The sequence below is a fragment of the Intestinibacillus sp. NTUH-41-i26 genome (assembly GCF_032769475.1).
In the GTDB taxonomy this organism is placed as follows: domain Bacteria; phylum Bacillota; class Clostridia; order Oscillospirales; family Butyricicoccaceae; genus Agathobaculum; species Agathobaculum ammoniilyticum.
This window is the reverse complement of the sequence record NZ_CP136477.1, coordinates 2,243,747-2,270,348: the sequence shown is the minus strand read 5'-3', so window position 1 is coordinate 2,270,348 and position 26,602 is coordinate 2,243,747. Positions and strand designations below refer to the sequence as shown.

Genomic DNA, 26,602 nt, shown 5'->3' with positions numbered 1-26,602 from the left:
GAGACAATGCAATACCTATCTGTGGCCACGCTGGTACTGGTCATCATCCTGCTGGCGCTGGTCATCATCCTGCTGACGCGGAAACCCGCGGTCCAGGAACGGCAGGAGGACAGCGGCACCATCGCGGCGCTGGGGACGCTGGTCAGCCAAAATCTGAAGGAAGGCCGCGCGGCGCAGTTGGACCAGCTTTCCGCGATGGAGAAAAGCCTGTCCGGCAGGATGGGTGGCGTGACCGACCAGCTGGGGCAGTTTGAAAAGCGGCTGCACGGCTTTACGGCGGAAACGGCGCAAAGCCTGGAAAACATCCGCGCAGCCGTGGATAAAAACCTGCGCGCCCTGCAGGAGGATAACAATAGAAAGCTGGACGATATGCGGCGGATCGTGGACGAAAAGCTGCAGAAAACGCTATCCGACCGTATGAATGAATCGTTCAAGCTGGTCAATGAGCGGCTGGAACAGGTCTATAAGGGCCTCGGTGAGATGCAGACGCTGGCGCAGGGCGTGGGCGATTTGAAAAAGGTTCTCACCAATGTCAAGACCCGCGGCATTGTGGGCGAGATCCAGCTCGGCGCGATTCTGGAGGATATCCTTGCGCCCGAGCAGTATGGGGTGAACGTCGCCACACGGCCGGGGAGCCGCAACGTGGTTGAATACGCGGTCAAGCTGCCAGTGGAGGATGGGGGCTTTATCTGGCTGCCGATTGACTCCAAATTCCCCGGCGAGACGTATGGCGCGCTGCGCGACGCCTATGAGGACGGCGCGCGCGAACAGCTCGACGCCTGTGCCAAAACGCTGGTCAATACGCTGAAGGCGGAAGCGAAGGATATCCGCGACAAATATCTGGAGCCGCCATATACGACGGATTTCGGCATCCTGTTCCTGCCGTTCGAGGGGTTGTATGCGGAAGCGGTCAGCCGCGGCATGGTGGAGGTGCTGCAGCGCGATTACCATGTGAACATCGCGGGACCGAGTACGATGGCGGCGCTGCTCAATTCGCTGCAAATGTCGTTCCGCACGATTGCGATACAAAAGCGGTCTGGTGAGGTGTGGAGCGTGCTCGGGGCGGTCAAGACCGAGTTTGATAAATTTGAGGCCTGCCTGACGCAGACGCAGACCCGTTTGGACCAGGCCAGCCGCGAGCTGGACAAGCTGGTCGGCACGCGCACCCGCGCGATTCGGCGCAAGCTCAAAAGCGTGACCGAGCTGAGCGAAGTGGAGAGCGAAACCGTGCTCGCCTTGGGAGAGGACGCGGCGGAGCCGGAGGAGTAAAGGGGGAAAGGGGCTGTCCATGGGGGACAGCCCCTTTTTCAGAAGAAGATTAACAAAATCTTAAGAAAATTTTCATTATTTTGAGAGGGAAACAGCAAGAAAAAAGGGGTACAATACAATCAAGGACAAGCCTTGTGATACATAAGGCGCGGGACAGGAAGTGCGGACGGAGGAAGGGGCATGGCATGAAACACTATGGTTTGAGGTTCAGCGGGCTGTGGACCCTGCTGAAGCGCATCGCGGACAGTTGGTTCGGCCCGATCGAGCGCAGCAAGCACCGCGGCCTGTAAAAAGCAAGAACGCCGCAGCGGGATGACCGTTGCGGCGTTTTATTATGCCTGCATATGATTAGGCTGGACCTCCAGATAGTAGCCAACGCCGCGCTCGGCTTGGATTTGGACAACGGAATCGACCGCGCGCAGCTTGCGCCGCAGGAGGGACAGGTATACCTCAATATTGTTATAGCGCGCCTCGGTATCGCAGCCCCAGACCTTTTGCCGTAAGGTGTCGCGCGGCAGGATTTGGCCGGGATGGAGCAGAAACAGCTCCGCCAACTGCAGCTCCTTGCTGGAGAGGCGCACCTCGCCAGCGCGGCCGGAGAGGAGGAAATGTCCGCGGTCGAGCGTCAGGTCGCCCGCGCGCAGCAGCCGCGGCTGAAGGATGCGTCCGCGCCGCCCGAGCGCGCGTACCCGTGCCAGCAGCTCGGCGATCAGGAACGGCTCGGTCAGGAAATCGTCCGCACCGGCGTCCAGCGCGCGGATGCGGTCGCGCGCGGAGGAGCGCGGCGCGACAACAAGAATGGGAACTGAAACGCCGTCCTCCCGCACCATGCGGAGCCGGACGGGCAGGGCGGCGGCGTCCGTATCGGAAAAGAGGACGACCACGTCGTAAAGGTTTTCCGGAAAGCCGGTCTGCGTCTGCTCCGGCCGGGGCAGGCAGTCGGCAAGGATATGATCGCGCCGCAGCGCCGGCAGGATTTTTTCATTAGGGCTGGGGCCGATAAGCAGAACACGCATAGCCGGCGCCTCCTTTGGCAGATGATGCCTTTATTTTGCAGGCTGTGTATGGAGTTTTTGTGTATGAGCGGTGGAAAATTTGTTAAAGCCGGATTTCTTCAATGCTTTTTCAATATACTGCGCTTATGATAGAGCGCGAATTGATAAACCAGCACGGGAGGGAACAGGGTTTGAAATTGCCGTTTGAAAAACTGCGCGGGAAAGCCCCATGGAAAGGAAAATGGAAAGGAAAAAGGCTGTTTCAGGGAAAGAAAAAGCAAAATGAAGAAGCGGCTGCGGATATGGCACCGACTGGCGCGCACAGCAAAAAGAAAAAACGCAGGAAGCTGAAAAAGAAGGTGGTCATCCCCGTGGCGGTGGTGCTGCTTGCCGGAGGCTGGGGCGTGCATCATATTTTGACAGCCGGCGGTGCGGACGGAACGCAGACCTATACGGAAAGCGAGGCGGTCCGGCAGGACATCCAACTGACGCTGTCCGCGACGGGAACAATCGAGCCGGCCAACCAGTACAGCGTGACCGCATCGGTGCAGGGCGAGGTGCTGTCCTGCACATTTGAGGAGGGCGACGAGGTAAAAAAGGGCGATGTCATGTATGAGATCGACAGCTCAGACGCGGAAAGCTCGGTCGAGCAGGCGCAGCTTTCCCTACAGCAGAGCCAGAACAGCTACAGCCAGACGCTGGAAAGCCTGGACGACCTGAATGTAACCTCGAAAAAGTCGGGCATGATTACCGAACTGTATGTTGAGGTGGGCGACGAAGTGCAGGCGGGCGCGACGATTGCGGATGTGCGTGATTCTTCCGTGATGGAGCTGGTGGTGCCGTTCAATTCCGCGGAGGTGGAAAACTTCGGCGTCGGCGCGGCCGCAACCGTAACAATGGACAGCTCGTTCGAGACGCTGAGCGGCACGGTCACGGCGATCGACGCGGCCGAAACCGTGCTGGACGGTTACCAGATCGTCAAATATGTGACGATACAGGTCAGCAATCCGGGCGGGCTTTCAACGTCCTCAACCGCCTCTGCGACCGTGAACGGCATCGCCAGCAACCAGGGCGCGAGCTTTACATACCGGTCGGAATCCACGATCACCTCGGACGCTTCGGGTACGGTAACGAGCCTGAAAGTGAGCGAGGGTGCGCAGGTTTCGCCCGGCACGGTCATTGCGGTTTTGTCCTCTTCCTCGGTCGAACAGCAGGTGGAGAGCAGCCGCCTGTCGCTCGCACAGCAGCAGCTTTCCTATCAGAATACGGTAGATAAGCTGGACGACTACACGATCACCGCGCCGATTGACGGCACGGTCATCACCAAGAACACCAAGGTGGGCGATACGCTCGACACCACCAATGGGCAGACCACGCTCGCGGTCATTTACGACCTCTCCTACCTGACGTTCGATATCTCGCTCGACGAACTGGATGTGAACGAGGTAGAGGTCGGCCAGGCGGTCAATATCACCTGTGATTCGCTCACGGACACGGCGACGATCGAAGGCATTGTGACTAAGGTTTCGGTCGCGGGTACGACCTCTAACGGTGTGACCACCTATCCGGTGACCGTGCAGATCGATAACCCGCCGGAAGGCCTGCTGCCGGGCATGAACGTGGACGCTACCATCGTGGTGGACGAGGCGGCGGACGCGGTCGCCGTGCCGATCGCGTCTGTGCAGCGCGGGAACACGGTTTATGTCAAGGATGACAGCGCGAAAAACACGGAAAACGCCATGGTGGGCGGCGTGCTTCTGCCCGACGGATGGCGGGCGGTCGAGGTTGAAACCGGCCTGTCGGACGACAGTTATATTGAAATCACCTCCGGCATCGAGCCCGGCGATATCGTCTATGTACCCGAGGTGCAGCGCAACTCGTCCGGCGATGAGTTCGGCATGCTGCCAGGCGGCGATATGGGTAATATGCCCTCCGGCAGTGATATGGGCGGCATGGGCGGTATGCCCTCTGGCGGTGGTATGGCAGGCGGCGGCATGCCGGGCGGAGGCGGTATGCCGTGATGACAACCGAAACCAGGACGCCGCTGATTGAGCTGCGCGATATTTATAAGATATACCAGATGGGCGATACCGAGGTGCATGCCTCGGATGGCGTTTCGCTCAAGATATACAAGGGAGAATTTGTAGCCATCGTCGGACAGTCGGGGTCGGGCAAATCGACGCTGATGAACATTATTGGCTGTCTGGACGTGCCGACCAGCGGGCAGTACCTGCTCAATGGCGAGGACGTGTCCGAGCTGACCGACGACGAGCAGGCAGAGATCCGCAATAAGACGCTGGGCTTTATTTTCCAGCAGTACAACCTGATACCCAAGCTGAACGTGCAGGAAAACGTCGAGCTGTCGTTGCTTTACGCGGGCATACCCGCTGAGGAGCGCGCCGAGAGGGCGCGGCTCCAGATCGAACGCGTCGGACTCGCGGGCAAAGAGAAAAATCTGCCCACGCAGCTTTCCGGCGGCCAGCAGCAGCGCGTTTCCATCGCACGGGCGCTGGCAGGCGACCCTTCGGTCATCCTGGCCGACGAGCCGACCGGCGCGCTCGATTCGCGCACCAGCCGCGAGGTGCTGGATTTTTTGAAAAAGCTCAACGACGAGGGCAATACGATCGTGCTTATCACGCATGACAACGGCATCGCGCAGGAGGCCAAGCGCGTCGTGCGCGTGGCGGATGGCAAAATCATTTTTGACGGCGCGGCGCGCGACGCGTTTCCGAGGGGGGACTGACGATGGGGTTCACACAGGCGTTCAAGCTGGCGTTCAAGAGCCTGTCGGGCAGCAAGATGCGCGCGTTTCTGACCATGCTGGGCATTATCATCGGCGTGGCGTCGGTCATTATCTTGGTTTCGCTCATGCAGGGCATGACGGGAGAGGTGACCTCCATGTTCGAGGATATGGGTACCAATACGCTGACCGTGACCGTAACCGGACGCGGCTCCTCGCGCACGGTGGATACGGACGACATGTACGCGCTGTATGAGGAAAACACGGATACCTTTATGGGCATGAGTCCGACGGTATCGGTCATGGGTTCGGTGAAAACAGGAACGGATTCGGATTCTTTCAGCTCCACGGGCGTGACCGGCGTTTCCGAGCAGTACGCGGAGATATCCAAGCTGACGATGCGGGAGGGCCGCTTCATCAGCTATGCAGATTTGGATGCCCGCAATAAGGTGGCGGTCGTCGGGACCTATGTGGCGAATATGCTGGGCGGCGATGCGGTCGGGCAGACCATCAAGGTCAACGGTAACGCTCTGACCGTGGTCGGCGTGCTGGAGGAGCAGGACGATTCCTCCGAAGGCTCGGCGGACGACTGTGTATATCTGCCGTATACCACGGCCTCCAAGCTGACATTCGGCGCAATATCCAGCTTTCTGTTTGCCACCCGGGATGCGTCCCTCAACAGCGAAGGCACCACCCTGATCGATAACGCGCTGTATGCGGTGTTCCAGAACGACGATTATTACATGATCTCTGACATGCAGGAAATGGTGGATTCCATGACCGAGATGACCAATATGATGACCATGGTGCTGGTCGGCATCGCGGGCATCTCGCTGCTGGTCGGCGGCATCGGCATTATGAACATCATGTTGGTTTCGGTCACGGAGCGCACCCGCGAAATCGGCATCCGCAAGTCGCTCGGCGCGAAGAAAAAGGATATCATGCGGCAGTTCGTGATCGAAGCGGGTACGACCTCCGCCCTGGGCGGCGTGATCGGCATTGTGTTCGGCTCGGTGGTCGCGGTGATCGCCGGTCAGATCATTGGCATGACCACGACGCCGAGCGTGGGCGCGGTTGCAATCAGCTTCGGCGTTTCCGTGTTTATCGGCGTGTTCTTCGGCTTCATGCCCGCGAACAAGGCGGCGAAGCTCAACCCGATCGACGCGCTGCGGTACGACTGAAAAGCACGCGAGGGGGCAGGTTCCCCCTTGGATACCGAAAAAAGTTCCAGCGGAAACCATTTTCGGATAACTCGCCCTCGCCTCCGCGATGGGCGCACAAAAAAGGAGGAGTTACTCTTGAAGAAAAAACTGCTTTCGCTGCTGACGGCGGCGGCAGTGCTGCTGGGCGGCCTGCCCGCCGCGCTGGCCACGTCCGAGGTATCGGATAGTGTGATCGAGCAGGTGATCCGGTCCACGGAGATTATGGTGGGCGACCCAAACGGGGATATGAACCTAGACAAAACGGTCACCCGCGCGGAATACGCGAAGATGCTCGTTGCGGCCTCCACCTATCAGGACAAGGTGGCGGGGGCATCCAATTCTTCCCCGTTCAAGGATGTGCCATATACCCACTGGGCGGCAGGCTATATCAAGACCGCCGTGCAGCAGGGCTGGCTGACCGGCTATCTGGACGGCAGCTTCCGGCCGGACAAAACCGTCACGCTGGAGGAGGCCGCGACCGGCGTGCTCAAGCTGCTCGGTTACACGACCGAGGACTTTTCCGGCTCCTATCCGTATGGGCAGCTCGCCCTGTACGAATCGCTGGGGCTGGACAGCAAGGTCACCGCGTCGCAGGGTTCGGCCATGACACGGCGGAACATGATGTACCTGTTTTACAACCTGCTCAACGCGGATACCAAGGACGGACAGGTCTACGCGCAGATGCTGGGTTACACGCTGAACGAAAACGATGAGATCGATTACCTGAATATCGTTTCTGATACAATGAAGGGACCCTACATTGTGGAAAACGGCATATCCAGCATCGTTTCGACAGAGGGGAAAACCGTGTACCGCAACGGCTACACCTCCTCCGCGGATGCGATACAACGGTACGACGTGGTGTATTACACCGGCTCCGCGGTATGGGCGTATGCCAACGCGGTGACAGGCACCTACCAGTCCGCCTCGCCCTCGGCGGCGTCCCCGACCTCCGTGACGGTCGCGGGCAACACCTATGAGATCGAGACCAGCGACGCCGCTTGCGAGCTGTCCACGCTGGGCGGGCTGAATGTAGGCGATATCGTGACCCTGCTGCTCGGGCGCGACGGCAAGGTCGCCGCCGCGCTGCCGGCGGACGAATATGTGTCCGAGGTTGTCGGCATGGTGACCGCCACGGGGACCGGCACATACTACAATTCGGTCGGCAACGCCTATACCTCGCGCACCATTACGGTCACGGCTATGGATGGCAACAGCTATGTATATCCCTGCACACGGACCTCGATCAGCACAGGGGACCTGGTATCCATCGGTTTCGGCTCGTCCGAAACCGATGTTTCTATCCTGAAGTCCTCCACGGTGCGCGGGGCGGTGTCCGGCTACACGATCGGCAGCAAAACGATGGCAAAGGACGTGCGCATCCTGGATACCAACGCCTCAAGCGCCAAGCGGGTGTATTACTCCCGCTTAAACGGCGCAGCGCTGGACTCCACGGACGTGCGCTACTGCGCGACGAACGGCGCGGGCGAGATCACCGACCTGATCCTGCGCGATTTTACCGGCGACCTGTATGAATACGGCATCATCACCAGCGTCAAGGAGCAGTCGGACGATATGAGCGTTTCCGGCAGCTATACTTACCTGGTGAATGGAGAAAAACAGACGCTTTCCACCAACGGCAGGACGCTGGGCGCCTCCAACGGACCGGCCAGGCTGACGGTCGAGGACGGGCAGCTTTCCGCGGTGAGCGCGCTGAAGGAGATCAAGAATCCGGATACCATCACGCAGCTCGGAGTGTCCAAGGACGGGGACGGTTGGCTGTTTTCGGATGAGTGCGCGGTATACCGGTCCGAAAACGCGAGCTACAGCCTGCTCTCACTGACCGAACTGCGGAACAATTTCGATTCATACAGCATCACCTGCTATTATGATAAGGATACAGGGGACTGCGGGCGCATCCGCATCATCATCGCGCGCGAAAAATAAAACGGGCGGTGCGGGAAAAGGGGTTTCTCCTCAGAGAAACCCCTTTGATATTTCTTGCTTGTTGCACAAACAATAGCTATAATATCTGTATAAAACGCAGATAGGAGCGAGGACGATGGCTTCGGATAAAACCAATGTAATGCGGGTGCTGGAGCAGCACAGGATCCCCTATACGGCGCATGCGTATCCACACGGCAAGGAAGCGGTAGACGGCGCAACGGTCGCGCGGCTTTTGGGACAGGATGAGGCGCAGGTGTTCAAGACGCTGGTGGCGCGCGGCCGGTCGGGCAGCTGCCATGTGTTCGTCATTCCGGTGGCGAAGGAGCTTGACCTGAAAAAAGCGGCCAAGGCGGCGGGGGAAAAGGCGGTCGAACTGGTGCATGTCCGAGAACTGCTCGGCCTGACGGGGTATGTGCGCGGCGGCTGCTCGCCGGTCGGGATGAAAAAGGCGTTCCCGACCGTGTTTGACGAAAGTGTGAACCACCTGCCGTCTGTCATTGTCTCCGCAGGCAGGATCGGTTTCCAAATCGAGTGCGCGCCGGCGGACCTGCTCGGCCTGACGCGGGCCAGGACCGCGCCGGTCACGACGGACTGAGCAGTTGCTTTGCGTCCGGAAACAGGGCGAACACGGCCTGCACGCCGCAGCCGGACAGTTGCGCGAGCTTGGCCTCGAGCGTGGAGGCATCGTCGAACAGGACAAAGTGCGCGCGTCCCTCGCTGTCCGTATAGGTGAAATACTTGGCGCACAGCTCGCGGGAGAAAAAGGTCTGCGATCCGGTGCGGCCGAGCAGGGTTTCGCGCTCGGTGTTGGTGAGCGGTTTGCCGTTGGGCGAGTTGGACGGAAGCGTGAAATCCTGCGAGACCGGCTGCAGGAACGCCGCGATGCGGGCTGCACCGTAAATGCCCTGCAGGGAGGAGATGTAGTCGGTCAGGCTGCCGCCGGACAGCGCGGTCGGCGTGGTGAGGATCGCATGCGTCAGCGACCGACCGCAGGCGAGCGGGACGTAGAACGGGATTTCCGCCTCGTGCAGCGCCTTGTCGAACGCAGCGAGCAGCATCCGGCCGCGCGGGGTATCGTGCTCAAAATCCGCGAACACGCCGGGCGCGTCCGTGCGCTTTGCCTCGAACACCAGGTCGGCGGCAAGCCTGTCTGCATTGCAGTCGGCGAGCGAACGCGGCGGGTCGCACAGGCCCAGCAGGCAGCGCGCCTGCACAGTGGGAAGCTGCAGGCGCTGCAGCGCGCCGGTGGGCGTGATGCCAAGACAGAGGTGCAGCACGGGGATGCCGTGCTTCGCCGCATATACCGTGTCGCGGCCGGTGCATACCAGGATGAGATTTTTCGTATATACCATTGTGATCGACTCCCTTGCTCTGGACTTTTTGGACAAATTCCATTACACTATATGTGGCAATTCCCAAAGTGAGAACGCAGGAGTAAACGAATGAGCAAACTGATTCCCGACTATGTATTTGAGTCGATTTATGACATTACCCCGCAATTGCTGCGCGAGAACCATGTGCGCAGCGTGCTGATCGACCTGGACGGCACGATGGCCTCGCATAAGGCTGCGCTGCCGCCGGATTCTCTGGCGCCGTTTGTGCGCGCGCTGCGCGACGCGGGGATGAAGGTGCTGGTGTTTTCCAATAACAGGGCCGCGCGCGTGGGGAAATTCTGCGCCGCGCTCGGTGTGGATTTCATCAGTCGCGCGGGGAAGCCGTTTTCCGGCGGGTTCCAGCGCGCGGCTGAGCGGCTGGGCGTGCCGCTCTCCCAGACCGCCGTGGTGGGCGACCAGATCTTTACCGACGTGTTCGGCGGCAACCGTGTCGGCGCGCTGACCTGCTATGTGCAGACGCTGGACCGCCGCTTTTTCTGGGTGAATGTGCGCTACCAGCTCGAACGCGGTTTTATCGAGCGCGGCAGGCGCCGGATGGAAGCGAGGGCGCGGCATGATTGAAGCAAGGTTCGGACCCGCCGGCAATTCGGAATCCTTTGCCGCCGAGGGCTTTAAAAAAAGCGAGGACGCTCCCGCCTGGATTGCGGCCAGGGGGCTGACTGCGTTTGAATACCAGTGCGGCCGCGGTGTGCGATGCGGGGAAGATACCGCAAAAAGGATCGGCGCGGCCGCGCGTGCGCACGGCGTCCAGATGAGCATCCACGCGCCGTATTTCATCAACCTTTCCTCTGAGGAAAGCGAGCGGATGGAGAAAAACATTGGGTATGTGCTGGATACGGCGCGACTTGCCGTGCCGCTGGGCGCGGTGCGCATGGTGGTCCATTGCGGCGGCCAGGGAAAGCTGACGCGCGAGCGTGCAATGCGCAACACGCATGAAAATGTGAAAAACATCCTGCGTGCGCTGGAGGAGGAACACCTGACCGGCTGCGCGGTCTGTCTGGAAACCATGGGCAAAAAAAGCGTGCTCGGTTCAGCGGAGGAGGTCTGCGAGCTGGTGGCGGCAGACGAGCGCCTGCTGCCGTGCATCGATTTCGGACACCTGAACTGCCGCACAGGCGGCGGGATGTCCACGCGGGAGGATGTGGCGCGCCTGTTCGATCGGCTGGAAAACGGCATCGGTGCGGAGCGGACACGCATTCTGCACGCGCACTTTTCCCATATCGAATACAATGACAAAGGCGAGGTGCGCCACCTGACCTTTTCGGATACCGTATACGGGCCGGATTTCCTGCCGGTTGCGCAGGAAACGGCGGCGCGCGGCTATGCGCCGACCTTTATCTGCGAATCGGCCGGCACACAGGCCGAGGACGCGCGGATGATGATGGACTTATATAAAAAGGAGACGGAAAAATGAAAAAAGTGCTGCTGATTCATGGACCAAACCTCAACCTGACCGGCCAGCGCGAGCCGGGCATCTACGGCTCGGATACGCTTGCCGCGATCAACGCCGAGGTCGTGGCCAAGTGCGAGCGCCTTGGCATGAGCTGCGCGGTGTTCCAGTCCAACGTGGAAGGGGCGCTGATCGACCGCATCCACGCGGCGCGCGAGGACTGCGCGGCCATCATTATCAACGCGGGCGCGTATACGCATTACAGCTACGCGCTTCGGGATGCGATCGCGTCAGTGCGCCTGCCCTGTGTGGAGGTCCACATGTCCAACGTGCATGCGCGCGAGGAGTTCCGGCACAAATCGGTCATCGGGCCGGTGTGCGCGGGCGTGATCGCGGGCTTCGGTAAGCACAGCTACCTGCTGGCTGTGGACGCGGTCAAGGCGATCATCGGGTGAGGCGGCTATGAAACGGGAAGAATTGCGCGCACTGCTGCGCGAGGCGCCGTATGACGCGATGGTGCTGACCAGCGAAATCAGTCGGCGGTATGCGACCGGATTCCATTCGACCGCCGGCGCGGTCTACCTGTCGGCGGACCAGGCGGTGTTCTATACGGATTTCCGTTATGTCGAGGCGGCGCGCGCCGCGGTATCAGGGTTCGAGGTGCGCGAGATCGGCAGCGGGAGGAGTTATTCCGCTGTCATCAACGAGCTGATTGGGCAGGACGGCGTAAAGAAAATCGCACTGGAAGACAAGCAGATGACCTATGCGGAGTACATGTCCTGGTCCTCCGCGCTGCACGCTGCGGCGATGCGCCTGGAGGATGGTGTGGAGCGCCTGCGCATCACAAAAGGGGACGATGAGGTTGGCAGGATTGCCGCCGCACAGCGCATTGCCGAGCGGGCGCTCGAAGAGGTGCTGAACGATATCCGGATTGGCGTGACCGAAAAAGAGGTCGCCGCACGGCTGACCTACCTGATGTTGCATTACGGCGCGGAAAACATGTCGTTCGACCCTATCGTCGTATCGGGCGCGAACAGCTCCAAGCCGCACGGTGTGCCGACGGAAAAGGCGATCGCGGCGGGGGATTTCGTCACCATGGACTTCGGCTGCATCGTGGACGGATACTGCTCGGACATGACGCGCACAGTGGCGGTCGGTCATGTGACCGACGAGATGCAGACCGTATACGATACGGTGCTGAACGCGCAGCTTGCGGGAATCGCGTGCTGCAAGGCGGGCGTCACTGGACGGGCGGTGGATGCGGCGGCGCGTCAGGTCATTGCGGACGCGGGATACGGCGATGCGTTCGGCCACGGCTTTGGCCATGGCGTCGGCCTGGAGATCCATGAGGCGCCGACCGCGGGACCGCGCGGCGAGGCGCGGCTTCCGGCGGGGGCGGTCGTAACCGCCGAGCCGGGCATCTATCTGTCGGGACGCTTCGGCGTGCGCATCGAGGATATGCTGTATGTGATTGAGGACGGCTGTATCAACCTGACCGAAGCGCCCAAGGCGCTGGTGGTCCTGTGATCGGGCACGTTGCGTCGCCCCAATGCATCGGCCCGCTGCTAAACGGCTGGGAGGAGGGCATGCTGTACGCCTATCTTGCCGGACGAATGGGATATGCGGTCGCGGATGGGGCATACCGGTCGGCGCAGGTGCGCGTCGGGGATTTCTGCTTTTTCGCGGGAGAGCCGGACGCGCGTGTCGCGGCCTGGCAGCCGGAGAACACGCGGCCATATACCATACTGATCCCGCGCACACCGGACTGGCGGCCGCTGATCGAACAGTGCTATCCACAGGCGCGCCTGACGGAGCGGTATGCCTTTGCAAAAAAGAACGCCTTTCAGCGTGCGAAGCTGTCAGTGCTGGCCGCCCGCGTGCCGGATGAGTACGCCCTGCGCCGGATGGACGGGGCGCTGTTCCGCCAGGCGGGGCAGGAGGAATGGAGCAGGGATCTGACCTCGCAATACCCTGACTGGGAAGACTTTGCAGCGCATGGGCTGGGGATAGCGGCAGTAAGGGCGGGGCGGCTGCTGTGTGGCGCGTCCTGCTATGCGGACTGGCCGGGCGGCATCGAAGTGGAGATCGACACCCATCCGTCGCACCGGAGGCTGGGCTTGGCACGCGCCTGCGCGGCGGCGCTTATCCTCGCGTGCCTCGAACGGGGGCTGCATCCGTCCTGGGATGCAGCGCATCCGGTATCCGCACACCTGGCCGAAACGCTGGGCTATCTTCCGGCAGGCGCATATCCGGCGTATGAGCTATGGCAATAGAAAAAGCCGCTGCTAAAGCAGCGGCTTTTTGCGTGGAATCATTTCTTTTCGTCAACGTCCTCGTCGTCGATCTCAAGGTAATCGGCGAGATCCTTGAACAACGCGGTCGGGTCGACGCTGTCCTCCAGCACGATCTGCAGAGGCTCGTTGAGGGAGAGCAGGAACATGCCGAGCAGGCTCTTGGCGTCTACCATGCCGCTCTTGCCGTGGATCCAGATATCAAAGCCATACTTGGTGACGATCTTGTTGATCTTCTGAATGTCGTCCGTATTTTTTACGCGGATTCCTCTGGTCATAGTACTTACCTCCTGTGCAATGCTTTCCAAAATCTGATTTATGTTATCATTATAGCATAAAAGACAGGAAAATAAAGCGTTTTTTGCAGATTTCTGTATTTTCATCATTTTGAGCCGCTAAACCGGCGGCGGGTCATAATAATTGTAGGAGATGCACAAAATAAAAGGATTAATGTTGTGCAATAAGTGAAAGAGCAGCCTGATCCAACCGGCTGCTCTTTTTGCCGTGCAGCGGCCCCACACCGCCGCACGGCTATTCGCCCCCATGGGCTTTCTACTCTGCTATCGATATTGTCGTATCGCCGATGCGGATGCCCGTCACGTCGGAGACGGACAGGAAGCGCCGGCTGTCAGTGCCTGCCTGGTAAACATAAGTGACCTCGAACGTTTCGCGCGCGGACGATTCCTCCATGGAGAGGCCGCACTCGGAAACCGAGGCGCCAATTATACTGTTGTCCTGCAGGATCACGGCGATATGGGGCGCGCGGTCCAAGCCCCCATCCTCGTCCAGCGAGGCGGGACGCGTCCCTTCGATCCGGATGCCGAGCGGGGACAGGAACAGATGGTCAATATGGCTGCCATCCGAAAGATCCAGGCTGAGCGCGCGGGAATAGGTCTGCGCGCTTTTGGCGCGGAAAGAAACCTCCCAAGGCTTCTGCGTCAGCGGCACGCTGCGGGTGTAGATGATCTGCGGCTGCAGATACGGCAGGTCGTCCACGGTCAAGCCCTGGAAGCGCGCCTCACGGATTTCGCTGTCCTCCCCCTCCAGCGGGTAGGTGCCGCTGCCGGTATTGTCGATGATTTTTCCCGTTCGGGTGTCCAGCAGGGAAACAATATCACAGGAAACGCCTTGATACAGGTCATAGGGCGGTGTGATCAGCGCAAGGCATAATTCGTCCCCCATAAAACCAACGCCGGCGAACTGTACCTCCGAAGACTCCCAAGCCTGCGGAAGCGGGACGGAGGAAGTATCCTGCTCCAAATAGGCGGAGGTGCGGTAAGCGTCCTGCTGGTCGGTGGGAAACGCAATGGGATGCGCCTGATAAACCGCCGCAAGGTCAAGGCTGGCGGTAAGGACTTCACTGGTTTCCATGCTGGAGGCGGGGCCGATGGTCAGGGTAAGGTCACGGTCGCCGGGATCCTCGGCAAGGGAGAACTCCTGATAAAAATATTGGACGGCATCTCGAGAATCCGTAAAGATGCTCTGCCCGCGGCTGGAATAGGCGGTATCTGTCCCGTCGGTCAAAAGGGAAACCGTTTCAAAGTGAATTGGGTTGGAAAGGGGGAGCCATCCGCATAACGGAAGGAATAGATGAGCGCGACGCCAGTGCGGGTGACGATGGCATCCTCCACCGTCAGCGTGCAGCCGTTCATGGTGGCGCCCTTCTGCAGAGGGATGGCGAGCTCGTCGGGAATTACAACATCCTGCCCGAAGATGGTTTTCCAGCCGACCGAAACCTGAAATACGGCGGCGGCCGTTACGGTCAGCAGGGCCGCCGCCAGCACGGCGGAGACAAGCCGCCGCGGGCTGCGCAGCGGCATACGCCTGCCGCGCCGGGCGCGCTGCTCCCTGACCGCCCCGGCGATGTCGTAAGCGGGTGTCTGGATGCGCTCAAGCGCTTCGCGGATGCGGATTTCATCGGGTGTTGGACTCATACGGCTGCTTCCTCCTCCTTTCTGCCGGCGTGCCTTCCAATGCCTGCGCGAGCTTTTTGCGGGCGCGTTCATAGCGCTTGCGCAGGGTGGCGGCGGGCTTTCCGTAAATGACGGCCAACGCATCGAAGCTGCGCTGCTCGATCACGCGGCCGAATACCAGCGCTCTCTGCTCCGGCGACAAGGCTTGCAGCGCACGCCGCAGGTCGTCCCCGATATAATCAGGGTCGGCGGCGGCAGGCGGCGGTGTGAGAAGCTGGAACTTCCGGCGGCGCAGCATGTCGATACAGGTGGTATAGGCAAGTCGGTAAAGCCAGGCGCTCAGGCTGGTGCCTGCCCGAAAACGGCTGCGGTTATCATAGGCCTTGATAAAGGTGGTCTGCACGGCGTCCTGCGCTTCGTGGTAATCGCAGAGGATGTGGTGGCAATACCGCAAAAGCGGCTGGCCGTACAGCTCGATCGCATCGGCGAGCGCCTGTTCTCCGCCCAGAGCGAAGCGCTCATCCAAGGTGCGGGCGTCCATCCGGCGCCCCCCTTTCTGAAAAGAACATGTTCATTTTCTATAACGTGCGGCGGCTTGGTTTTGTGACATGCCCGCGCGAGTTTTTTCCGTTTTGTTACCAAAGCAGTATAGGGAATGCAAACCGAAGATTAATGAAAATTATATATTATTTATTGATTATCATTAAATTATTATTGACAAAGATATACGCCTGTGATATTCTTCAGGAAGAGGTGAAATGTATGCTGGAGACGTAGAAGGATATCGTTCGGGCAAGATGCGCGGATATCGGGACGCTGCTGCGGGTTTTATTCTGGATCACCGCGGCTTTGGTTGTGGTGCGCCTCGTCTACGGGACGTGGCTGCTGTTCCAGCCCGCGGAGATGTTGGTGGAGCATTTTTCCCTTGGCGTAAGCTGGACTGGTACGGAGGGCTGGCGGGGCGCGGTACGGTTTGCCTGTGGGATTTCGTTCTGGTGGAGTACGCTGTTCTGGATCGTGATAGCAGGGATCCTGTGGTTGGGCTGTGCTATTTTCCGGGGAATCGACCGACAGGGGACGCCGTTCCTGCCGTGCCATGTTCGTGCGGTGCGCGGCATCGGCCTGCTGGTGATGGCGCTGGGACTGCTGCGCGGCAGCCTGCCCGAGCTGCTCTATACCGTCTGCGGTTTTGCGCTGGAGCGGCAGGAGACGCTGCTCCGCGGCGGTGTGCGCATCGTGATGGAAGCCGGCGGAGGTTCGCTGATCAACTGGAACTACCTGCTGCTTGGCGGTGTGGTTTTGTGCCTGTCCTATGCATTTGCTTATGGTGCGCATTTGCAGCAGGAAGCTGACGAGACACTGTAGGGCGGTGGCGTATGGCAATCATATTACGGCTTGACCGTGTGATGGCGGACCGGAAGATGTCGCTGGGCGAGCTGTCCGAGCGGGTGGGCATTTCCAACGTCAACCTGTCCAAAATCAAAACCGGAAAGATCAGCGCGATCCGTTTTTCCACGCTCAACGCGATCTGCAGTGCGCTGGACTGCCAGCCGGGAGATATCCTGGAGTACCGGCGCGAGGAAACGGAAGAAAAATAACAGGGGCGCTGGAAGCTTTGCTTCCAGCGCCCCTGCGCATGTCCGGAGCCGTGTCTGCCGGCAGCCGGCCGTGTTTGAGAATGGGATGGCGGCGCGCCTCGTTTACGGCGCGTATACGAGCGCCTCGCTCGATACCGTTTGGCCGTCCTTGCGGATGGTAACCACATAGGTCCCAGCGGCATCCTCCTGGTCAAAATAATCCCTGCCCTCGGAATCGGCGGGCTTGGTCAGGTGCCAGAGCTGGTAGCGGTCTGTGTTGACCGTGCTTTCCGCGTGTGATTTACTGCCGACCGGCGTGCCGTCCTTGGTCACCTGGATTTCCACCGCGCCGGTTACGTTGCTGTCATAGCTGACCGCCAACCACGGAAGCGCGGCCGCGTTTTCCGGCTGCAGGTAGGCATCGTCCCACGGATGCGCGCCCGTATAGTCTGCGGGGAGGCGCTCGTAGGAGGCCTGGTCGTTTACGACCCAAACCTGCATATTTTCCACCACGGGTGCCAGCGTGACCTGGAAAGAGACGCGATAGGCTGCGGTGTCTTCACCGTTTTTGACGACGACATACGCGCCGTTTTCTAAATCCACGTCTTTCAAGCCGAAGTATACCGTATTATAGGTCTTGCCGTTTTCTTCATAGGTGCGGTCTGCGATGGAGTCCACGGGCGCGCCGAGCTCTTCCGGAACAGCGCCGTATCCGGCATAGTAGGTATTGCCCTCCTTAGCCGGAATACCGAAGCCAATCCAGTAGTCAGAAACGCCCTGAGCGTTCTGGTGCTTCATCAGGTGCTCGCCGCTGATGGTGACCTCGGTCACATCCCCTTTGACAGTGCTGGAAACCTGATAATCCCGCACAAGCGCATCGGCGTCAATGGTTCCCGACTGGTCGAGGAGCGGCGCCTTGACGATATCGGCCTGCTGGACAGTGTCCCCACCGCCCGAACCCGAGCCGCCGCTCGAAGGGCCGTCCTGCGTCGGCGCGCTGTTCTCGCCGTTCGAGGTGCCGGCATGGCCGGGCTGGATCGAGCCGGTTCCGGAGGATACCGCCTCGCTGCTGTTATTGTCGATTTTGGATCCGATGGTGTTGACTGTGACGCCGGAAGCGCCGTCGGAAACCGCAACATGGGACACCTTACCCGCGCCCTTGACAGTCGTACCCGTGCCCGCGGTCGATACCCGATCGATCTGCGCGCCGCTTTCCGCGGAAACCAGCGTATCCGCAGCTTGCCTGGTCACATCAACCGAAGCGATCGAGCCGTAAGCGGACAGCTCTGTTTGCGCTGCGGAGATGGCGACGGTTTCCACAGACGCGTCCGTGGCAACCATGACCGAAGCGGAGGCGGCGGTTTCGGCGATTTCAACGCGGTCTGCCGAACCGAAAACGGACAGCGACGCATCCGCGCCGTGAAGCGTGATCGCTCCAGCCTGGGAGGAAGCGCCGACGCTGACCGACGCGGCGGCATGGACGTTCACGCGGCCGGCGCTGGCAGCTCCGTCCAGCGAAACAGAGGTCCGCCCATCAATCCGGACGCTGCCGGCGGTAAGGCCGTCCGCCGTCACATCCGCCGCGGTACCCGCGGAAATGACAAGGCCCGCGGCCTTGCCGGAAAGGGTGACGCCCTCAGTATCGCGCGCGCTGGCGGCGGCATTGATAACGGTAAAGCCGTTTTCATTTTTCAGCGCAATCTCGCCGGACGAGGTTATGTATTCCTCGATCGCTTTGTCCAGAAGCGCCATGGTGGAAGCACGGTCGATATGCTCGTCCGGCGCGACACGCCCGCCGCCTACGCCGTCCAGGATACCCATTTCCGCAAGCGGCGCCATATAGCCCGCCGCCCAATCCGCGACCCGGCCCCCGTCGGTGAACTGGCTCAGGTCGGGGGAGGCGTCCGGCGTCATACCCATTGCGCGGGCGAACATGGTCATTGCCTCCTGACGGGTGACGGGGGCCGCTGCATTGGCGTTTTTTCCGTCGCCTTCAAGGATGCCGGCCGCAGTGCATTTCAGGATCGCGTCCGCGTACCACTCGCTGCCGGTCAGGTCGGCATACTTGTTTTCCGCCTTTTCGGTCAAGCCGAACATGCGGGTGAAAATAGCGGCAAGCTCGCCACGGGACAGGGAGCGGTACGGCTTGAAGGTGCCGTCGCTGTTGCCCTCTACGATGCCGTGCTGCACCCATCGGTCAATCGAACTGGCGGCCCAACTGTTTGCCGCGTCCTCCATAACGGGCTTTGCGTTGGCGGCTGCGGCCGAAACGGACAGCATGGACAGCGCCATCGTGGAGGACAGGATCGCGGCCAGTGATTTTTTCATTCGCATTTGCATTCTCCTCATTGGTCGTATAGCGGTGAGCCCGCGGCTATGCGGGCGGTAATGGTGCGCGGTACCGCGCTCTGGTGCTTACTATACGACAATTTCGACCGGAAAACAATGATAAAAAGCTGGTTTTAGAACAATGTGGATTCCATAACAAGAAGAAAATAGAAAAACAACAAAATAGCAGAACTTTTTGTGGTAAAACCATGTACAGGCTTGTTGAGGATGGGTAACAGAAAAAGGCCGCTGAAACGCATCGTTTCAGCGGCCCTTTTTCAGAACAAAGCAATTGATGGGGAGGAGGTTACGGCTCCAAGCGGTTCATGTCGCGCGGGAACATGGAAGCGTCGCGCACATTGTTTAGCCTCAGAAGCTGCATGGTCAGGCGCTCCAGGCCGATGCCCAGGCCGCCGTGCGGCGGCATGCCATACTTGTGCAGAATGGTGAACGACTCAAACAGCTCCGCGTTCATCTTGCGGGCCGCGAGCTTGTCCATCTGCTCCTGATAATCGTGGATGCGCTGGCCGCCCGTCGTGACCTCTAGCCCGCGGAACAGCAGGTCGAACGACAACGCCAGCTTGGGGTCCTCCGGATCGTCCATCGCGTAAAACGGACGCTTGGCGGACGGGAAGTGCGTAACGAATACGAACTCGCTGTCGTGCTGCTCCTTGGCCCACTGGCAGAGCAGAACCTCTTCGTCCGGATTGAGGTCGTAACGGTTTTTGGATTTATGGCCGTATTTTTCCTCCATGATCTGCTTGGCCTCATGGAAGCGGATGGTCGGGATCTCGCGGATCTCCGGCACGTCGGCCTTGAGAAGTGCCAGCTCCTCCGCGCAATGCTCCTTGACGTAAGCCATGACCGACTTTAACATGCCGGTTTCCATTGCCATCACGTCATACATGGAATCGATATAGGCCATCTCGAAATCAAGGCCGATATACTCATTCAAATGGCGCGAGGTATTATGCCGCTCGGCGCGGTAAACCGAGCCGATCTCGAACACGCGGCCGAACGCGCCCGCAAGGTACTGCTTGTGGAACTGGGGCGACTGCGCCAGGTAAGCGGGCTGGCCGAAGTAGTCCAGCTTGAACAGGTTCGCGCCGCCCTCTGCGCCCGCGACAACGATCTTGGGCGTGTGGATGTGGGTAAAGCCCTGCGCCTGCATATACTGGGCGAAGCCGTCCGCAATCGCGCCCTGTACGCGGAACACGGCCTGCTTGACCGGATGGCGCAGGGTGATCGGGCGCAGCGGCAGATCGACGTCGAGCGACAGGCCCATATATTTTTTGCCCAGCGGCACGGGAAGTTGCTCGTACGGGCGGCCGATGACCTTGACCGCGCTCAGCACAACCTCGATGCCGTGCTCGGCTCGGGGTTCCTCATGCACCTTGCCGGTGACCTCGAGCACCATGGCGTCCCGAATATCCGCGCGCTTGACGCCGCCGATCTCGTCCCCCTGGAACGTGCATTGGATCAGGCCGCGCTCGACACGCATGATGATGAACGAAAAATCGGACATATCACGGGCGCGGTGTACGGTGCCGCGGAACGTGACCTCGCTACCGACCGCGCCGCAGACGCGCTTGACGGTATCAACGTACTGTCCCGCTTCATGAATCATTTCCATAATTATAACGCCTCTCTATTCAGCATTCTCATACAGGAATACATTGTACCATGAAAAGAGAAGATAAACAAGTTTTTTACGGGAAAAAGCAGACGGGATTCGCTTAAATGTTAAAATGCGTTGCTTGCAGCAACGGGCAGCTCCTCATATAATTATGACAAAGACCAGAAGAATGGAGGCTATCCCCGATGCTCAAAGAAAACATAAAAGCAATCAGAAAATCAAAAGGTCTTTCGCAACAGGAGCTTGCTGTAAAGCTGAACGTGGTGCGACAAACAATTTCCAAGTGGGAGCAAGGAGTTTCCCAAACAAAAGGATATTAAGAAATAACCTGTGTTTACCTGCTTGCAAATAAGATATACAATTACAGCAAGTTTTCATGAAAAAGTCTAATGTGGCAAAGAAATTCAACCGGCTTTTGTTGTAATAATTGACATTACAATAAACAACTTCTATAATTAGCACATAAGATATTCAGAAAGCGAGGAGTAATTATGCAGATTTCGAGTCGATTTACGATTGCTGTTCACATATTTGCCTGTATTGACACATTTCAAGATGATTTTAAGATTACAAGTGATTTTTTAGCTTCTAGCGTTAATGTCAATCCTGTAATTATAAGAAAGATATTATCCCAGTTAAAAAATGCAGGACTTGTGGAAGTACAACGTGGAAGTGGTGGCACGTCTATCCCAAAGCCATTAGAAGAAATTAGTTTCCTTGATATCTATTTTGCAGTAGAATGTATCGACAATGGCGAACTTTTTCACTTTCATGAAAATCCAAACCATAAGTGCCCTGTGGGAAGAAATATCCATAATGTATTAGACAGCAAATTAGAGCAAGTACAAAAAGCACTTGAAAATGAACTACAAAAAATCACATTAGCTGATATTATCAGAGATATACAATATTATATTGGTAAAGAAAATAAAGAGAAAAAGAGAAACACGCTGTATTAATAGGCGTGTTTTCTTTTGAAAAAAATTAAATTTGTTGTAACTATTGACATTACATCTAAAATGCTGTATTATCCTTGTTGTAATAATTGATGTTACAACAAGGAGGAAATCAAAATGAATGATGTAGTAAAATTTTTACAAGAAAACCCTGTGCAGTATTTGGCAACAATCGGGCGTGATGGAAAAGCAAAGTGTCGTCCATTTATGTTCTGCTTTGAAAAAGACGGAAAATTATGGTTTTGTACAAACCATACAAAAGATGTTTATAAGGATATGCAGGAAAATCCTAATGTAGAGGTATCTGTTTCTAGCCCTAGCTATGCATGGATTCGATTAAACGGAAAAGCTGTTTTTGAAAATGATATGGAAGTAAAAGAACTTTGTATGAACAACCCTATCGTGAAAGGACAGTATAATACAGCAGATAATCCTATCTTTGAAGTATTCTATCTTGAAAATGCACACGCTGTGATTGCTGATTTTTCTGGCAATCCACCAAAAGAATATGTTTTATAATTTGAAAACAAAAAGCCTGACGTAAAAAGTTGGGCTTTCTTACTAGGGAGGTATGGACATGACAAGTATCGAGTGTCTAGCGTATATTGTAAACGAAATTCATTCTACTGTATTTGCGACAGTAGATAAACATGGCAATCCTATAACCTGTACGATTGATATTATGGACTATGATGAAAAAGGATTGTATTTTTTGACAGCAAGAGGAAAAAGTTTTTATGACCGCTTGAAAAACCATTCTCTTATTGCCTTTACGGGAATGAAAGGACAAGATACCCTTTCAAGCATTGCGGTTTCTGTGCAGGGAAAGGTACAGGAAATCGGTTCAGACAGATTGGTTTCTCTGTTTGAAAAAAATTCCTACATGTCAGAGATTTATCCTACTGTTGAGTCAAGAAATGCCTTAACTGTTTTTCAGATATATGAGGGTACGGGGGAATGGTTTGATTTATCAAAGAAGCCGATTGAAAGATTTTCTTTTTCAATCGGAAGTTGTGAAGAAAATATACATGGATATTTTGTCAATGAACAATGTATCAACTGTAAACTTTGTTACTCTAAATGTCCTCAAAAGTGTATCGACTATTCAACAACACCTGTCCAGATTATTCAAAAAAACTGTCTACATTGTGGGAACTGCTATGAAGTATGTCCTGTTCGTGCAATCGAAAAGAGGTAGTATTATGAAACAAAACGAGCGTTTAGATTATCTCATTCAATATTTAATAAATGAAAGTAAGCAATATGAACATTTATTATCTGTTCAATCACTAAACGAAAAGAAAAGGATATTACGTTCTCTTATGAATATTCGAGAACCCATGCCTATATCAAGGGAATTTCTAAAAATTCAAGACGAATATTTGCAAGAAGAATTGAAAAACCAACAAATAATTTCTATTCAAGATTTAGCACTATTAAAACCTCAATTATATTTATGGAAAGGCGATATAACAAAATTACAAGTAGACGCAATCGTCAATGCTGGGAATAACGCTTTATTAGGGTGCTTTATTCCCTGTCACAGCTGTATAGATAATGCAATTCATTCTTACGCTGGTATACAGCTTCGTTTAGAATGTCAAAAAATCATGGAACAGCAAAATAGTCCCGAACCAACAGGAAGAGCAAAAATCACAAAAGGATATAATCTGCCTGCAAAGTATGTACTTCACACAGTTGGACCGATTATTCATGGAGCATTGAGTAAGAAAGATTGCTTGTTACTTGCTTCCTGCTACCGTTCTTGTTTGGAATTGGCAGAAGCATATCATTTAAAATCAGTAGCTTTCTGTTGTATTTCAACAGGCGAATTTCATTTCCCAAATGATATTGCTGGGAAAATTGCAATTCAAACAGTAACAGAATATATACAAGAAACACATTCGGAAATAGAGGTGGTTTTTAATGTTTTCAAAGAAGAAGATTATCAAATCTACCAGCGATTATTGGAATAATTTAAAAAAGTTAAAAAAACAAATTGAAAATGCCGACGCTATCGTTATAGGTGCAGGTGCAGGATTATCTACATCAGCAGGGCTAGAATATGGCGGTAAATGTTTTTATGACAATTTTTCGGATTTTGCAGAAAAATATGGTTTGCAGGATATGTATTCGGCAGGTTTTTATCCTTTTGAAACACTAGAAGAATACTGGGCATATTGGAGCAGACATATTTATCTTAATCGTTATCAGACAATTCCTAATCGGGTTTATGCTGATTTATTGTCTTTAGTGAAAGACAAAGATTATTTTATTCTTACAACAAATGTTGACCACTGTTTTCAAAAAGCAGGGTTTGATAAGAAACGACTGTTTTACACGCAAGGTGATTATGGGTTATTTCAATGTTCTAATGCCTGTCAGCAGGAAACGTATGACAATGAAGTGCAAGTCAAACAAATGGTAGAACAGCAACAAGATATGAAAATACCAACAGACTTGATACCATATTGTCCTCATTGTAGTGCACCTATGACTGTAAATTTACGAATTGACGGAACTTTTGTACAGGATAAGGGATGGTATAAGGCGTCTGAAAGATATAGTGATTTTTTAAGAAGACATGAAAATCTTCATGTTCTGTATTTGGAGTTAGGTGTTGGAAATAATACACCAGTTATTATTAAATACCCATTTTGGAATATGACTTCAAAAAATAAAAATGCAGTCTATACCTGTATCAATTATCAAGAAGCCTATTGTCCACCACAAATTGAAAAACAATCTATTTGTATTCAAGCAGATATAGGAAAAGTAACACATGATTTATTAACATATACTGATGATTAAATTATGAAAAAAATATTGATTGTAAAACAATTATAAATTTCCGTAATCGTATTTTGAGAGATAAATTTGATGATAATTCTATTGAATGAAATATCTTATCAGATGGAGTGATCCAGACGTGGTGGCGGTCGAAGACATCAAGCCATGACAGCGAAGCTGTCAAACGTCTGGTTCACTTCATCTGTGAGCAAGTCTGTGGCGAGCGAATATCAAGCCCCCGCTATCTAACAGGGGGGTACTATTACAAAAGGCAAGAGCAAAAACAAATACAAAACTGCTGATATGCAACGATTTATAAGGTTATAAGAACTTATTTCACTTCACACCCTATTCTTTCTACCCGACAGGTCTAAAACAGCATATCAATAGAAAATAAATATAAGATACAAGGTGTATGCTCCCATGAGTATATGCCTTTTTTGATTGGAGGAATAAGCATGAATGATATAAAATTTATTGAAGCATTAAAGCAAAAGAGAAATGCCTGTGATTATTCGCAATCACGACTGGCACAGGAACTACAAATCAGCAGGCAGAACCTAAATGAAATTGAAAACGGAAAAACAAAAGCCAGTAAAGAAATGAAACATATACTTCTACATTATCTTGATTATTGTAATTGTACACAGCCTTTCACTTTAACGATTGACTATCTGCGTGTTCGTTTTCCTACCACAGACGCATTGGGAATTATAAAAAATGTACTGGCAATGAAAAGCGAATATTTTATACATGAAGATTACGGAATGTTTGGTTATGAAGAACAGTATATCTATGGGGATATTAGTGTAAATGCTTCTAAAGATAGTTCTATGGGTGTTTTATTGGAATTAAGAGGTATGGGGTGTCGGAACTTGGAATATGTTTTACGGGCAAGAGGGATAGACTGGTATTGCTTTTTAAGCTGTTGTATAGATTATCAAGGCGTTTTTAAACGGATAGATTTAGCAGTCAATGATATGGGCGGATTGCTGGATATAGAAATTTTAAGGGAACGTTATTATGCTAACAAGGTATGGAAACGTTCTAGAACCCATGAAGCAGTAGACAGCGGGAAATTATCGGGTACACATGGAGAAACTGCAAAAACTTTTTATATCGGTTCAAAGAATAGTTCTATCTACTTTTGCCTATATGAAAAAGAAAAGGAACAAGAAAGCAAGGGTATAAAAACAGACATTAAGAACCGCTTTGAAATTCGTTTGAAAAATGGAAAAGCAGGACAAACGATAGAACAACTTGTTTTTTCAAGAAATCCCGAAAAGACCATAGCAAGCCTTATCCTTACACAGATAGATTTTCCCGATTATATCTTATGGGATATATTTTTAGATAATGTAACGACCTCACTTCCGTTTATTATGACGCCTGTTGCTGTTAATATGGATAAAACAAAACGCTGGTTAGAAAGACAGGTCATGCCCTCTTTATTGATGATAAAAGAAATTGAAAAGAAAACAGGAGCAAATTATCTGGAAGAAATCGACAGACATACAAGACTAACAGAAAAGCAGGAATTAAAAATTAAACAAATGACAACAGACATAGCAGATATGATTGAGAATGATACCGCTGCTCCACAAGGGAGTGACGGTATTTTTTAATTTCTTCAAAAAATCTGCAACAAAACAGTTACTTGCGTACAGATATGGTGCGAGAAAAGGAAATCTAACTTTTTTTGAAAACAGGTCATTAAATCGGTAGTTGCTGTCCCTATATGGAGTAAAGAAAATCTTTCATTCCATTATTGGCAGTTACGGTGTTGCATGGGTAGTTAGGGTGTGAAAAGAAAATCAAATTTTTTCATCACCAACTTAGCAAACTAATATTTGCTTTCCCTATATGGTGCAGGAAAAAAGAGTTTAACTATTTTTCATTTCAACTTAACAAATAAGTGTTTGCTGTACAGATATGAAGTGAAAAGAAAAAAGTTTTGAGTATTGGTTACGCTTTTGCTCTTTTCCAACGCGGTATATAGGAAAGACGATTTTCTTCTTTCGTGTTCTTTGACAACTGAATAAAGCAATTCAATACCTTAGACAGACAGCAGCCATTGAAACAGATACGCCATGACCTTTCCCCTGCAAAAGCGAGCGACAACCTATCTGTGTTCTTGTAAAAGACTTGTCCTCTTTTATCGCCATGACCTGTGC

Annotated in this window: 27 protein-coding genes and 1 pseudogene; 20 read left to right on the top strand and 8 right to left on the bottom strand. The window is 54.4% G+C overall.

What is annotated here, in order from left to right; all coding sequences use genetic code 11:
* Positions 1 to 6: 6 nt before the first annotated feature.
* Positions 7 to 1,269, top strand: a complete 1,263-nt coding sequence (locus RX717_RS11650) for a DNA recombination protein RmuC (RefSeq protein WP_107631799.1) — start codon at positions 7 to 9, stop codon at positions 1,267 to 1,269.
* Positions 1,270 to 1,601: 332 nt separating this feature from the next.
* On the opposite strand, the gene RX717_RS11645 is transcribed toward RX717_RS11650, so the two are convergent.
* Positions 1,602 to 2,285 (bottom strand): response regulator transcription factor, encoded by a 684-nt coding sequence (locus tag RX717_RS11645; protein WP_107631800.1) that lies wholly within the window; start codon positions 2,283 to 2,285, stop codon positions 1,602 to 1,604.
* A gap of 281 nt (positions 2,286 to 2,566) precedes the next feature.
* Here RX717_RS11645 and RX717_RS11640 point away from each other — a divergent pair, with 281 nt between their 5' ends.
* The 5 genes from RX717_RS11640 (at position 2,567) to ybaK (ending at position 8,748) form a co-directional block, all read left to right on the top strand.
* Positions 2,567 to 4,285 (top strand): efflux RND transporter periplasmic adaptor subunit, encoded by a 1,719-nt coding sequence (locus RX717_RS11640; RefSeq protein ID WP_159068191.1) that lies wholly within the window; start codon positions 2,567 to 2,569, stop codon positions 4,283 to 4,285.
* Positions 4,285 to 5,007, top strand: a complete 723-nt coding sequence (locus RX717_RS11635) for an ABC transporter ATP-binding protein (RefSeq protein ID WP_054328085.1) — start codon at positions 4,285 to 4,287, stop codon at positions 5,005 to 5,007. The genes RX717_RS11640 and RX717_RS11635 overlap by 1 nt, the downstream gene beginning before the upstream one ends.
* Before the next feature lie 2 nt (positions 5,008 to 5,009).
* Complete coding sequence (locus RX717_RS11630; RefSeq protein WP_242977941.1) at positions 5,010 to 6,185, top strand: ABC transporter permease; 1,176 nt, start codon at positions 5,010 to 5,012, stop codon at positions 6,183 to 6,185.
* Positions 6,186 to 6,302: 117 nt separating this feature from the next.
* Complete coding sequence (locus RX717_RS11625; protein ID WP_107631802.1) at positions 6,303 to 8,153, top strand: S-layer homology domain-containing protein; 1,851 nt, start codon at positions 6,303 to 6,305, stop codon at positions 8,151 to 8,153.
* Between the two features lie 115 nt (positions 8,154 to 8,268).
* On the top strand, positions 8,269 to 8,748 hold the full coding sequence (ybaK, locus tag RX717_RS11620) for a Cys-tRNA(Pro) deacylase (protein ID WP_107631803.1): 480 nt from the start codon (positions 8,269 to 8,271) through the stop codon (positions 8,746 to 8,748).
* On the opposite strand, the gene RX717_RS11615 is transcribed toward ybaK, so the two are convergent.
* Positions 8,735 to 9,505, bottom strand: a complete 771-nt coding sequence (locus RX717_RS11615; protein WP_054328082.1) for a hypothetical protein — start codon at positions 9,503 to 9,505, stop codon at positions 8,735 to 8,737. The genes ybaK and RX717_RS11615 overlap by 14 nt on opposite strands.
* A 90-nt stretch (positions 9,506 to 9,595) precedes the next feature.
* Here RX717_RS11615 and RX717_RS11610 point away from each other — a divergent pair, with 90 nt between their 5' ends.
* Genes RX717_RS11610 through RX717_RS11590 form a run of 5 tightly spaced genes read left to right on the top strand, consistent with a single transcriptional unit; the run spans position 9,596 to position 13,210 of the window.
* Entirely contained in the window at positions 9,596 to 10,108 is a 513-nt protein-coding gene (locus RX717_RS11610; protein ID WP_107631804.1) for a YqeG family HAD IIIA-type phosphatase, read from the top strand.
* The gene (locus RX717_RS11605; RefSeq protein ID WP_207724505.1) at positions 10,101 to 10,961 is read left to right on the top strand and encodes a TIM barrel protein; all 861 of its coding nucleotides are present in this window, start codon (positions 10,101 to 10,103) and stop codon (positions 10,959 to 10,961) included. Before RX717_RS11610 ends, RX717_RS11605 begins: the two co-directional genes overlap by 8 nt.
* Positions 10,958 to 11,392, top strand: a complete 435-nt coding sequence (gene aroQ / locus RX717_RS11600; RefSeq protein ID WP_054328078.1) for a type II 3-dehydroquinate dehydratase — start codon at positions 10,958 to 10,960, stop codon at positions 11,390 to 11,392. Before RX717_RS11605 ends, aroQ begins: the two co-directional genes overlap by 4 nt.
* 7 nt (positions 11,393 to 11,399) lie before the next feature.
* On the top strand, positions 11,400 to 12,464 hold the full coding sequence (locus tag RX717_RS11595) for an aminopeptidase P family protein (protein WP_107631805.1): 1,065 nt from the start codon (positions 11,400 to 11,402) through the stop codon (positions 12,462 to 12,464).
* The gene (locus RX717_RS11590; protein WP_107631806.1) at positions 12,461 to 13,210 is read left to right on the top strand and encodes a GNAT family N-acetyltransferase; all 750 of its coding nucleotides are present in this window, start codon (positions 12,461 to 12,463) and stop codon (positions 13,208 to 13,210) included. The genes RX717_RS11595 and RX717_RS11590 overlap by 4 nt, the downstream gene beginning before the upstream one ends.
* Positions 13,211 to 13,248: 38 nt before the next feature.
* Here the strand turns inward: RX717_RS11590 and RX717_RS11585 are convergent, their stop codons facing one another.
* From RX717_RS11585 to RX717_RS11570, 4 genes are all read right to left on the bottom strand, one after another.
* A complete protein-coding gene (locus tag RX717_RS11585) occupies positions 13,249 to 13,506 on the bottom strand; it encodes a hypothetical protein (RefSeq protein ID WP_054328076.1) in 258 nt (85 codons plus the stop codon).
* Between the two features lie 274 nt (positions 13,507 to 13,780).
* Positions 13,781 to 14,752 carry a hypothetical protein gene (locus RX717_RS11580; RefSeq protein WP_316960299.1) on the bottom strand — a complete coding sequence of 324 codons (972 nt, stop codon included), beginning with the start codon at positions 14,750 to 14,752 and terminating at the stop codon, positions 13,781 to 13,783.
* Positions 14,749 to 15,162 carry a hypothetical protein gene (locus tag RX717_RS11575; protein WP_316960298.1) on the bottom strand — a complete coding sequence of 138 codons (414 nt, stop codon included), beginning with the start codon at positions 15,160 to 15,162 and terminating at the stop codon, positions 14,749 to 14,751. The genes RX717_RS11580 and RX717_RS11575 overlap by 4 nt, the downstream gene beginning before the upstream one ends.
* Positions 15,143 to 15,682 carry an RNA polymerase sigma factor gene (locus RX717_RS11570; RefSeq protein ID WP_054328074.1) on the bottom strand — a complete coding sequence of 180 codons (540 nt, stop codon included), beginning with the start codon at positions 15,680 to 15,682 and terminating at the stop codon, positions 15,143 to 15,145. Before RX717_RS11570 ends, RX717_RS11575 begins: the two co-directional genes overlap by 20 nt.
* Positions 15,683 to 15,990: 308 nt before the next feature.
* Here RX717_RS11570 and RX717_RS11565 point away from each other — a divergent pair, with 308 nt between their 5' ends.
* Both RX717_RS11565 and RX717_RS11560 read left to right on the top strand, forming a co-directional pair.
* Complete coding sequence (locus RX717_RS11565) at positions 15,991 to 16,506, top strand: DUF2975 domain-containing protein (RefSeq protein WP_054328073.1); 516 nt, start codon at positions 15,991 to 15,993, stop codon at positions 16,504 to 16,506.
* An 11-nt stretch (positions 16,507 to 16,517) separates the two neighbouring features.
* Positions 16,518 to 16,739, top strand: a complete 222-nt coding sequence (locus tag RX717_RS11560) for a helix-turn-helix domain-containing protein (RefSeq protein WP_054328072.1) — start codon at positions 16,518 to 16,520, stop codon at positions 16,737 to 16,739.
* A 102-nt stretch (positions 16,740 to 16,841) separates the two neighbouring features.
* Here the strand turns inward: RX717_RS11560 and RX717_RS11555 are convergent, their stop codons facing one another.
* Both RX717_RS11555 and aspS read right to left on the bottom strand, forming a co-directional pair.
* Positions 16,842 to 19,046 carry an S-layer homology domain-containing protein gene (locus RX717_RS11555; protein ID WP_316960297.1) on the bottom strand — a complete coding sequence of 735 codons (2,205 nt, stop codon included), beginning with the start codon at positions 19,044 to 19,046 and terminating at the stop codon, positions 16,842 to 16,844.
* A gap of 307 nt (positions 19,047 to 19,353) precedes the next feature.
* Positions 19,354 to 20,679: an aspartate--tRNA(Asn) ligase gene (aspS, locus tag RX717_RS11550; RefSeq protein WP_107631809.1), complete on the bottom strand. Its 1,326-nt coding sequence runs from the start codon at positions 20,677 to 20,679 to the stop codon at positions 19,354 to 19,356.
* A 188-nt stretch (positions 20,680 to 20,867) separates the two neighbouring features.
* Here aspS and RX717_RS11545 point away from each other — a divergent pair.
* The 7 genes and pseudogenes from RX717_RS11545 to RX717_RS11515 form a co-directional block, all read left to right on the top strand.
* Positions 20,868 to 20,984 (top strand): annotated as a pseudogene (locus tag RX717_RS11545) (helix-turn-helix transcriptional regulator); the annotation flags it as partial.
* Positions 20,985 to 21,173: 189 nt separating this feature from the next.
* Positions 21,174 to 21,641: an Rrf2 family transcriptional regulator gene (locus RX717_RS11540; protein ID WP_107631810.1), complete on the top strand. Its 468-nt coding sequence runs from the start codon at positions 21,174 to 21,176 to the stop codon at positions 21,639 to 21,641.
* A gap of 114 nt (positions 21,642 to 21,755) precedes the next feature.
* The gene (locus tag RX717_RS11535; protein ID WP_107631811.1) at positions 21,756 to 22,157 is read left to right on the top strand and encodes a pyridoxamine 5'-phosphate oxidase family protein; all 402 of its coding nucleotides are present in this window, start codon (positions 21,756 to 21,758) and stop codon (positions 22,155 to 22,157) included.
* Positions 22,158 to 22,215: 58 nt separating this feature from the next.
* Positions 22,216 to 22,836: a 4Fe-4S binding protein gene (locus RX717_RS11530; RefSeq protein WP_107631812.1), complete on the top strand. Its 621-nt coding sequence runs from the start codon at positions 22,216 to 22,218 to the stop codon at positions 22,834 to 22,836.
* 4 nt (positions 22,837 to 22,840) lie between these two features.
* Complete coding sequence (locus tag RX717_RS11525; RefSeq protein WP_107631813.1) at positions 22,841 to 23,614, top strand: protein-ADP-ribose hydrolase; 774 nt, start codon at positions 22,841 to 22,843, stop codon at positions 23,612 to 23,614.
* Positions 23,565 to 24,449: an SIR2 family NAD-dependent protein deacylase gene (locus RX717_RS11520; RefSeq protein ID WP_107631814.1), complete on the top strand. Its 885-nt coding sequence runs from the start codon at positions 23,565 to 23,567 to the stop codon at positions 24,447 to 24,449. The genes RX717_RS11525 and RX717_RS11520 overlap by 50 nt, the downstream gene beginning before the upstream one ends.
* A 437-nt stretch (positions 24,450 to 24,886) precedes the next feature.
* Positions 24,887 to 26,053, top strand: coding sequence for an XRE family transcriptional regulator (locus RX717_RS11515; RefSeq protein ID WP_107631815.1), 1,167 nt, complete (start codon positions 24,887 to 24,889; stop codon positions 26,051 to 26,053).
* The last annotated feature ends 549 nt before the right edge of the window (positions 26,054 to 26,602 follow it).